This is a genomic window from Lentibacillus halophilus, assembly GCF_039522485.1.
Lineage (GTDB): Bacteria > Bacillota > Bacilli > Bacillales > Amphibacillaceae > Lentibacillus > Lentibacillus halophilus.
This window is the reverse complement of the sequence record NZ_BAAADM010000033.1, coordinates 1-9,126: the sequence shown is the minus strand read 5'-3', so window position 1 is coordinate 9,126 and position 9,126 is coordinate 1. Positions and strand designations below refer to the sequence as shown.

8 protein-coding genes are annotated in these 9,126 nt (G+C 42.2%); 3 read left to right on the top strand and 5 right to left on the bottom strand.

What is annotated here, in order from left to right; translation table 11 throughout:
• Nucleotides 1-164: 164 nt before the first annotated feature.
• The 3 genes from betA to betB form a co-directional block, all read right to left on the bottom strand.
• Complete coding sequence (gene betA / locus ABDZ72_RS06860) at nucleotides 165-1,847, bottom strand: choline dehydrogenase (protein WP_343751993.1); 1,683 nt, start codon at nucleotides 1,845-1,847, stop codon at nucleotides 165-167.
• A 178-nt stretch (nucleotides 1,848-2,025) separates the two neighbouring features.
• Nucleotides 2,026-2,352 carry a DMT family transporter gene (locus tag ABDZ72_RS06855; RefSeq protein WP_343751992.1) on the bottom strand — a complete coding sequence of 109 codons (327 nt, stop codon included), beginning with the start codon at nucleotides 2,350-2,352 and terminating at the stop codon, nucleotides 2,026-2,028.
• 103 nt (nucleotides 2,353-2,455) lie between these two features.
• The gene (betB, locus tag ABDZ72_RS06850; RefSeq protein ID WP_343751994.1) at nucleotides 2,456-3,913 is read right to left on the bottom strand and encodes a betaine-aldehyde dehydrogenase; all 1,458 of its coding nucleotides are present in this window, start codon (nucleotides 3,911-3,913) and stop codon (nucleotides 2,456-2,458) included.
• A gap of 353 nt (nucleotides 3,914-4,266) precedes the next feature.
• On the opposite strand from betB, the gene ABDZ72_RS06845 reads away from it, so the two are divergent.
• Both ABDZ72_RS06845 and cudC read left to right on the top strand, forming a co-directional pair.
• Complete coding sequence (locus tag ABDZ72_RS06845; RefSeq protein ID WP_343751991.1) at nucleotides 4,267-5,166, top strand: glycine betaine ABC transporter substrate-binding protein; 900 nt, start codon at nucleotides 4,267-4,269, stop codon at nucleotides 5,164-5,166.
• A 267-nt stretch (nucleotides 5,167-5,433) separates the two neighbouring features.
• Nucleotides 5,434-6,015: a choline uptake/conversion transcriptional regulator CudC gene (gene cudC, locus ABDZ72_RS06840; RefSeq protein WP_343751990.1), complete on the top strand. Its 582-nt coding sequence runs from the start codon at nucleotides 5,434-5,436 to the stop codon at nucleotides 6,013-6,015.
• Between the two features lie 251 nt (nucleotides 6,016-6,266).
• On the opposite strand, the gene ABDZ72_RS06835 is transcribed toward cudC, so the two are convergent.
• Both ABDZ72_RS06835 and ABDZ72_RS06830 read right to left on the bottom strand, forming a co-directional pair.
• On the bottom strand, nucleotides 6,267-6,671 hold the full coding sequence (locus ABDZ72_RS06835; RefSeq protein WP_343751988.1) for a hypothetical protein: 405 nt from the start codon (nucleotides 6,669-6,671) through the stop codon (nucleotides 6,267-6,269).
• A gap of 192 nt (nucleotides 6,672-6,863) precedes the next feature.
• On the bottom strand, nucleotides 6,864-7,400 hold the full coding sequence (locus tag ABDZ72_RS06830) for an immunoglobulin-like domain-containing protein (RefSeq protein WP_343751987.1): 537 nt from the start codon (nucleotides 7,398-7,400) through the stop codon (nucleotides 6,864-6,866).
• Nucleotides 7,401-7,807: 407 nt separating this feature from the next.
• On the opposite strand from ABDZ72_RS06830, the gene ABDZ72_RS06825 reads away from it, so the two are divergent.
• Nucleotides 7,808-9,019 (top strand): CynX/NimT family MFS transporter, encoded by a 1,212-nt coding sequence (locus ABDZ72_RS06825; protein WP_343751986.1) that lies wholly within the window; start codon nucleotides 7,808-7,810, stop codon nucleotides 9,017-9,019.
• Nucleotides 9,020-9,126 lie beyond the last annotated feature (107 nt).

Sequence of the window (9,126 nt, the reverse complement as noted above, 5' to 3'; positions counted from 1 at the left end):
GGCTAACTCTTACTCGGCGGGCATCCCACCCACTATATGTTACGACCTAAGCCCGGTCGCTCTGCCAGGCACGCACACAATTCTGAATTGTGCATGTGCCTGGCACTTTAATGGATATCTCGTCAATCCAGCCGTTCAAATCATCATTCGTTTAACAATTAGTTTTAAACGGTTCCGGCATCTGTTGGATGAACGCCATGACGGTAATAGTCTTTATACAAAGGCTTCATCGGTCTTTGGCCACGGATAATGTCGGCTGCTTTTTCAGCAAGCATCAATACCGGAGCATGAATGTTTCCATTGGTTGTATAAGGCATTGCCGAAGCATCAACCACACGCACATTTCTAAGCCCATGAACTTTCATCGTTTTCGGGTCAACGACGGCCATCGGATCAGAGGCATCCCCCATTTTAGCTGTGCAGGATGGATGAAGGGCTGTTTCAGCGTCGTTGGCTACCCATTCTAAAATGTCTTCATCGGTTTGAACAGATGGTCCAGGTGATATTTCGCCTGAACTATAGGCTTGTAATGATGGCTGATTCAGAATCTCTCTTGAGACACGTACAGCCTCAACCCATTCACGTCGATCCTTTTCAGTAGATAGATAGTTACAGATAATGCTTGGATGCTCGAAAGGGTTGGTTGAACGGATCTTAACACTTCCCCGTGAATTCGAGTACATCGGGCCGACATGGACTTGAAAGCCATGGTCGGTTTCGGCTTTTTGCCCGTCATACCGAACCGCAAGCGGTAGAAAGTGGAACATGAGATTCGGATAATCCACCTCATCGTTTGAGCGGACAAATCCACCGCCTTCAAAATGATTGGATGACGCAGGACCCGTTCTTCCCAACAGCCATTGCAGACCGATCCAAGGCATCTTGGCTTTATTAAGACTGGGCTGCTCAGAAACAGGCTCCGGGGTCGCATGCTGAATATAGACTTCAAGATGATCCTCAAGATTCTCACCAACCCCCGGCAAATCCACAATCGGATCAATGCCAAGAGACCGTAAATGATCGGCTTCCCCGACGCCCGACAATTGCAGTAATTGTGGCGTGTTAAACGCACCGCCGGCAAGAATCACTTCTCCAGCCTGTACGTTATACGTTTTATTATTTTTTTGATAGGTCACACCTTCTGCCTGTGTTCCGTTAAAATCAATACCGGTTACAAATGCACGTGTTTCAATCTTTAAATTTCTACGATGCTTGATCGGATGCAAATAGGCACGTGACGCGGACATCCGCCGGCCATTATGGACATGACTGTCAAAAGGGCCAAAACCTTCCTGACGAAATCCGTTGACATCAGGTGTTCTCGAATAGCCGGCCTCAACAGCTGCATCAAAAAAGGCTTGAAATAACGGATTCGTCGCCGGACCCCGTTTTAATTTCATTGGGCCATGATGACCACGATATTCATCAGAAGAATCGGCTCCAGTTGTTGTTTCCAGTCGTTTGAAATACGGCAGGCAATGGGCATAATCCCAATCTTCCATCCCTTTATCAGAAGCCCATCGTTCAAAATCCAGAGGGTTGCCACGCTGATAAATCATACCATTAATCGAGCTGGATCCCCCAAGTACTTTTCCGCGGGCATGGTCGACGTGACGTCCATTCATGTACGGCTCGGGATCTGTCTTATATATCCAGTCATAAAACGGATTGCCTGACGGAAACATTAACGCTGCTGGCATTTGAATAAGTAAATCCCACGCATAGTCACTGCGGCCCGCTTCAAGAACAAGCACACGTTTATCTTTATCCATCGTAAGACGGTTAGCAAGGACAGAGCCAGCACTGCCACCGCCAACAATGACATAGTCGTATGTTTCATGATTCATGTAAAAAACCTCCCCCGAAAATGCTTATGGCATTAAAAAACATATCCGATCGTTTTAATAACTTAGTTTAAATTATTAAATATATATTTAATAAGTGAAACAATTTTAATATAACATGGTTCTATTATCCTTGTAAACCGTCAAAAACATTATCTGAAATAGCAACAGTCCGATTTATTTAAGCTTTCACGAGATTGACATTTAAAAGAATCACGCCTGCAATAATGCACACGATACCTAAGATATTGGCTACCGACATCGTTTCATGCCAAACAATTACGCCAATGATCACTGTAAATGCCGTTCCTACCCCGGACCACACGGCATACCCAATACCTAATGGAATGGTTTTTAAAGACAAGCCTAAAAAATAAAACGAAAGGCCATAGCCCAGAACGACCATGAGCGATGGCCACAATTGGCTGAATCCATGGCTTGCTTTCAGGGCAGCTGTCCCTACCACTTCTGTCACAATTCCTAACATAAGATACACAAAACCACCCATTGATTATCACCTCTTTGTAAGCTGCATTAACCGTCCGGACAGCCTTTTATATAAAAATGTAACCGGCGATCGTTTCGTTTACATCACCGGCTTTTTTACAACGTTATTTAAACCAATAAAATGGTTCAGGCTTTTTATTACGGTAAATATGCTTCACTTCCGTATATTCTTCCATACCTTCTCGGCCTAACTCGCGGCCAATCCCGGATTGCTTATAACCGCCCCACGGAGCTTGGGCAAAATACGGATGAAAGTCATTGATCCAAACGGTGCCCAGACGCAGACGTTCGGCGACAAATTCAGCTTTTGCCACATCCTGGGTCCAAACAGCACCGGCTAAGCCATAAATCGTATCATTCGCTAATTTAATAGCGTCTTCTTGTGATTGAAACGTTTCAACCGTTAATACCGGACCAAATACTTCTTCTTGGACAATGCGCATATCGCTTGTACAGTTGGTGAAAATGGTAGGCAGATAGAAAAAGCCATCTTGTAATTCAGGGTCATCCGGACGCTTGCCGCCAGTAACGAGTGTCGCCCCTTCTTGTTTCCCGATGTCAACATATTTTTCCACCTTATCACGGTGTTCGCTTGAAATCAGTGGACCGCTTTGTGTATCGTCATCAAATCCATTGCCTAGTTTGATCCGCTTCGTCCGTTCGGTGAGTGCATTAACGAATTCATCATGAATCGACTCCTCGACTAATAATCGAGCACCCGCTGAACAAACTTGGCCGGCGTGGAAAAACACCGCATTCAATGCCTGATCGACCGCGGTTGTAAAATCCGCATCCGCAAATACGATATTCGGATTCTTCCCACCGAGCTCGAGAGCAATTTTTTTCACATTATGACTCGCTGCTTGCATAATGGTTTTCCCGGTCTCGATGCCTCCGGTGAAAGAAATTAAATCAATATCACGATTCTCAGATAGTTCGGCACCCGCTGTCGCTCCGGCTCCCAGCACCAAATTAGCCACGCCTTCAGGAATACCGGCCTCTTCGATGAGTTCAAACACTTTTACTGTTGTTAATGGGGTGATCTCACTAGGTTTCATAATGATGGTATTGCCCGCAGCTAATGCCGGTGCAATTTTCCAGGACGCTTGTAATAATGGATAATTCCATGGTGTGATTTGTCCACACACACCGACAGGCTCTCGTACCACTTTACTTTCTGAATCAGGCATCGGTGATGGAATCTTATCACCGCCATCTTTATCCGCTAAGCCACCAAAATAGAGAAAAACATTAGCGATATCGTCCATATCTTCCTTGCTTTCCTGAAGTGTTTTGCCAGTGTCCCACGTTTCTAATTCAGCCAATTCTTGTAAATCGCGGCGGATCAATAAACCAATTTGATACACATATTCCCCTCGTTCATTGGCAGGCAATGCAGACCAGATACCGTCGTCAAACGCCTCTCGTGCTGCTTGAATAGCGGCACGCGTATCCTGTTCATTCCCTTCAACCGCCGTTGCAATAACCTCTTGATTATAAGGATTAATAATATCTCGTGTCTCTTCAGATTGAGCATGGACCCACTCGCCATTAATTAGCATCTTTTGTAAATTCAAGCCACCACTCCCTTTAGGCAGATCGTTTTATTTAATTTATTAAATAATTATTTAACTGTATTAATAACTTTACTTTAGCAGCAAAACACAATGAATGTCAAAATTGGTGTCCGAGATAAAAAATTAAGGTTCAAAATTTAGATTTGACAAAAAATATAGTTTATTATTATATTAAGTACAATATCTATTTAAAAAAAATTAAATACATTAATCGTATTTAATAAAATAAAAGGGAGGGATCCATATATGCAAATGAATGATAATACATTATGAAAAGGTCTTGATCGTCTTCAATACAACGTTTATTAAATCTTATAAAGAAAGGTGACGATACACTCATGAGTTTTTTAAAACGAAGTCTATTGATCATAACTACAATGGTACTCCTAGTCCTCGCAGCTTGTAGTGAAAGTGATTCAAGTGGTGAAACGAATGGTTCCAATGAAGCGTCTGCTGAAGATAAAGACACCATTGTTATTGGACAAATTAATTGGCCGGAAAATATTGCAGTTACCAACATGTGGAAAGCCATTTTGGAAGATAAAGGCTATGACGTTAATTTAAAACTGATGGAAATGGGACCGCAAATGGCTTCCATATCGGATGGCGATTTGGATATAGCCCCTGAAGTATGGCTGCCCGTCCAGGATAAGAGTTACTATGAGGAGTATAAAGACGAGGCCAATTTTGAGGATGAACCGTGGTATCGCAAAGGCATCGTAGGATTAGCTGTTCCTGAATATATGGAAGATATTAATAGCATTGAAGATTTAAATGCCAACAAAGGTAAGTTTGATAGTGAAATAACAGGATTTGAGCCTGGAGCAGGCACAATGAAGAAAACGAAAGATGTCATTAACGACTACGATCTTGATTATAATTTAATCGAAAGCAGCGAGGCCGCTATGATTGCCACCATTCAAGAAAAGGTCGAAAATGAAGAGCCTGTCGTGGCGCCATTATGGAAACCTCATGACATTTTTTCCAAAGTTGATTTGAAGTTTCTGGATGATCCTCAAAAAACATACGGCGAAACGGAAAAAATTTATATGGCCAGCCGTGACGGTTTTCAATCCGACTATGAAGACGTCTATCAATGGATGAGCAATTGGGAATTAACCGATGATGAACTTGGCGATTTAATGGTATCCGTCCAAGAACACGAAGATAACCCTGTTAAAGGGGCGAAAAAATGGATCGACAACAACCAGGATGTCGTTGACGAATGGATGGAATAAAAAACAAACATAGTAATGGCCGTCATATGTTTTCATAGACTTATCGCTAGCTGTTTACCCTTGGGTTTGTATCGCTTTTACGACTCAGGGATCCAGCTAGCTTTTTTATGAGAATGTAAAGACCGTCCCACTCTCATCGTTTTTAAGATGGAGGCCTCCATTGACATGTCTGTTACATTTATTATAATGTAAAAGGACATGTTAAACTCATTATAAACGAATTTAATAAATGATATGCCTTTATTTTCCTCGAAAAGAGGTGCCGTGATGGACAGCAATCAAGATCAGTTTAATAATACAGATGGTTTGGAAAAAGTCGACCAGGTTGAAAACATGATGATCAATACCATATCCGAAACCATGGATCTTTATGGCGTCACCCCATCGGTTGGCCGTTTATATGGCATCCTTTATTTTAAACAACGACCAATGACGCTGGATGAAATGAAAGATGAACTGGGGATGAGTAAACCCAGCATGAGTACATCCATTCGAAAACTTCAGGATATCAATATCGTTAAAAAAGTCTGGCAAAAGGGCACAAAAAAAGATTTATTTGTCGCTGAGAAAAATTTCTTTAATTACTTCTCTCGCTTCTTTGGTATGAAATGGGAGCGGGAATCAATTATGTATTTGGAAAGCATCCAAATCGCTCAAAAACAACTGAATGAGGTTATCGACAATAATGACGACGACGAAGCATTGCAAGCAAGAGCCAGACAGGACTACGAACAGCTTGAAAATGCCAAACGCTACTACAAATGGATGGATAAACTCACACGACTGACGAAATCCGGCGAGATATTTAACTATATCCCTATCGATGACATTGACGAAGACGACTCTTAACAGCCCTTCAAGCGGGCGGCTCACATTTTCAGGTTCAAAATAATCACCCTAAATGCCCGCTAGGCTCACAGGGTGGTTATTTTTTTGTGTTTGACCGTATCGACACGACTAATGACGCAAATGTGATCATCAGTAAACGTATTTGAAATACTGTCATAAGGCAACACTCCTTGAAAAGGGAGTGAGCCACCACCCATGAAAGCCTTATGACAACTTCTCTTTCTAGGTGTTTTATTTTTATACGTTGGGGTTTACTCCGGTTGGTTATTTCCCTGTTCTTTTATAGCGTCCACCAGAAATTTCTCTGCTTCTTGAGAACGTCCTGTTTGAAAAGCAATACTGTTCGTATCAAAAAATACAAAATAAGGTTCTGAGTGGATATCCAATTCTTCTCGATTTTCTTCGATTTCATTCAATCCTCTGTAATAACTATGATTTATGACCTGTCCCATATCTTGGTTGTGTTCTTGCAAGAACTCTGGATTCTCGAAACCGCCGCTTGTATTTAATACGATTAAAAGATTATATTTTCCTTCTTCATTAGAAACCAAATCAGCATATCCATTCGGAGTATTTGGGGTATCTTGCCCATTAGAACATGCAACAAGTGCCGAAACCATCAAAATCAATGAACCAATCCTCAATAAATATGTCATGGAACCCCCTCACAAACAATGTTCTCGCTTATTCTATTACCTGACCTCTTATTCGACTATCGGAACGTTTCGAATGGTATAAAAAATAAACGCTGCCGCAAGTGACATTATATAGTGTAATACCCTTAAATTTAAATCCTTCTTGGCTTCAGTGACTGGCACGAACACAATCCTGAATTATTATAAACAAGACTAATCACCAACGGTAAATGTGTCCCCGATCGTAATATCATCGTCCCCGAGCGGAGCAGAAGATAGTTGTTTAATCACTCGATAATGGCCATCAGGCATTGTTAATTCCACCTTTTGGGTATACTTTTTTCCAGATTTTAATGTAATGTCTATATCATTAAAACCTTTTTCGTATGTGAATTCAGTCTGGTACCACTTATCGTTTTTTTGCTTTTCCACATAATAAGGTGTGCCAAAATGCAATGATTGTGAACCGTTATTGTCTAATACGATTGTCATTTTGTCATCATTATAAAGTGCTTTCATTGTCACATTCACACCATTATCCTTTTCCACAACATGATGGTCGATTTGGTTGTTCTGGCTCAATTTATCTGTTCTCTTTATATCATCGCAACTTGTCAGCAACAGCACCATTCCCATCGAGAAAATGACTATCAAAATGAATAACAAATTTTTCATCATTCTCACCCGCCTTTTCCACTTTGAAATGAACCGGAACCACACCCCATTAATTAACAGGACCATCCTTTTCATTGATCGTACCTCCTACACGATCGTAGCCTCTTACAAGGTTAGACGAATTGAAATGACGACAGGTTACGAATACCCCTTGCGATAACGTCTACCTGTATAATTTAAGAGATGCACCAGGCACACGCGTATGTGCTGGGAACTCACTCAATTCGGCTGGTTTACGGAATATTTCAGTCGCACGACGCATGGATTCAGTCGGATTTCGCCCGTATTCGGTCAAACGGCATGGGAATTCAGTTATTCCACAAAAAAACCCCTGCAGAAGTTTCCTCTCCACAAGACCATCTTCGCATCATGAACAATGGTTATTTTTGATTATATGCATCATAATCATTATAATGGATATCATCAAACCCAAGTGCCTGGCACCTGATAGGGCACCACCTTCAAAAGAATGGAGATTCACTATGGATGCTAATACAGCAAGCAATGATACAACCAAACGGTTATATCGTTTTCTACTATATGCAGCTATTATTATTACAGCGTTTAATTTACGTCCAGCCATTACATCGGTCGGTCCGGTCATTGGCCTTATACGTGATGATTTGGACCTTTCCAATAGCGGTGCTGGCATTATTACAAGTTTGCCCCTTCTCGCATTCGCGGCACTTTCGCCTATGGCACCAAAGATCGGAAGTCGTTATTCGAATGAACGGGCTTTGTTAATTGGATTGATCTTATTAGCTTTTGGTATCGGTATGCGCTCCATTTCCTCTATTCCATTATTATATATAGGAACATTTCTTGTCGGCATCGGGATCGCGTTTGGTAATGTCCTTCTTCCTGCTACGATTAAAGACTATTTCCCGGAAAAGTCGGGGTTGATGACCGGTTTCTATTCAATGGCAATGAACGCAATGGCTGCCATTGCTTCCGGTTTAAGCATACCTATAGCTGAAGGAATCGGATTGGGATGGGAAGTGGCATTATTGGTTTGGACCGTACCAGCGTTCATCGGGATTTTTATGTGGATTTATCTCAGCAGTAAAAGCCAACAAACGGACCAACACCATTCAAGCGGGAAAACATCGCCCAATAATCAAATTTGGAAATCGCCCTTAGCCTGGCAGCTATCATTATTTATGGGCTTTCAATCGTTTTTATTTTATATAACCATTTCCTGGCTGCCGGAAATACTGCATGATTATGGCGTCTCAATGGCAACAGGCGGATGGATGCTGTCGTTTATGCAGGTCATCGGCTTACCGTTCAGTTTTCTCATGCCCGTGCTTGCGGGAAAATTTCGATCACAATGGGGATTGGTCTGGGTACTGGTCTTCTGCGATGTCATCGGATACAGTGGGTTGTTATTCGGTCATTCATACGTTGTTATGGTTGCCAGTGTTGTATTGATTGGCGCAGGTCTGGGTGGTATGTTCCCGTTAGCCTTAACATTCTTAGGGATACGCGCACGTAATGGAAAAGACGCTTCTGTGTTATCTGGAATGGCCCAATCGTTCGGGTATTTATTGGCCGCAATCGGACCGGTGTTCATTGGTTATTTATATGATGTTTCAGGCTCCTGGACCATCCCACTTACGACAGTGATTACAGCGGCGATATTAGTCATTATCTTCGGCTCACTCGCCGGACGCGATCGCTATGTTTTTGACTAGAAGGTGCCTGGCACGCACACAATTCTGAATTGTGTATGGTCAAGTAGGAGTGAACCTCTCAGCCTAACGGCTGATTGTGTATCACTCCCCTCTCAGAACCATGCGAG

Excerpts from the sequence above, each read along its gene's own strand:
- cudC (WP_343751990.1), top strand. The coding sequence starts at position 5,434 with ATGGACAGCAATCAAGATCAGTTTAATAATACAGATGGTTTGGAAAAA.
- ABDZ72_RS06825 (WP_343751986.1), top strand. The coding sequence starts at position 7,808 with ATGGATGCTAATACAGCAAGCAATGATACAACCAAACGGTTATATCGT.
- ABDZ72_RS06855 (WP_343751992.1), bottom strand. The coding sequence starts at position 2,352 with ATGGGTGGTTTTGTGTATCTTATGTTAGGAATTGTGACAGAAGTGGTA.
- ABDZ72_RS06830 (WP_343751987.1), bottom strand. The coding sequence starts at position 7,400 with ATGAAAAGGATGGTCCTGTTAATTAATGGGGTGTGGTTCCGGTTCATT.
- ABDZ72_RS06845 (WP_343751991.1), top strand. The coding sequence starts at position 4,267 with ATGAGTTTTTTAAAACGAAGTCTATTGATCATAACTACAATGGTACTC.
- betB (WP_343751994.1), bottom strand. The coding sequence starts at position 3,913 with ATGCTAATTAATGGCGAGTGGGTCCATGCTCAATCTGAAGAGACACGA.
- ABDZ72_RS06835 (WP_343751988.1), bottom strand. The coding sequence starts at position 6,671 with ATGACATATTTATTGAGGATTGGTTCATTGATTTTGATGGTTTCGGCA.
- betA (WP_343751993.1), bottom strand. The coding sequence starts at position 1,847 with ATGAATCATGAAACATACGACTATGTCATTGTTGGCGGTGGCAGTGCT.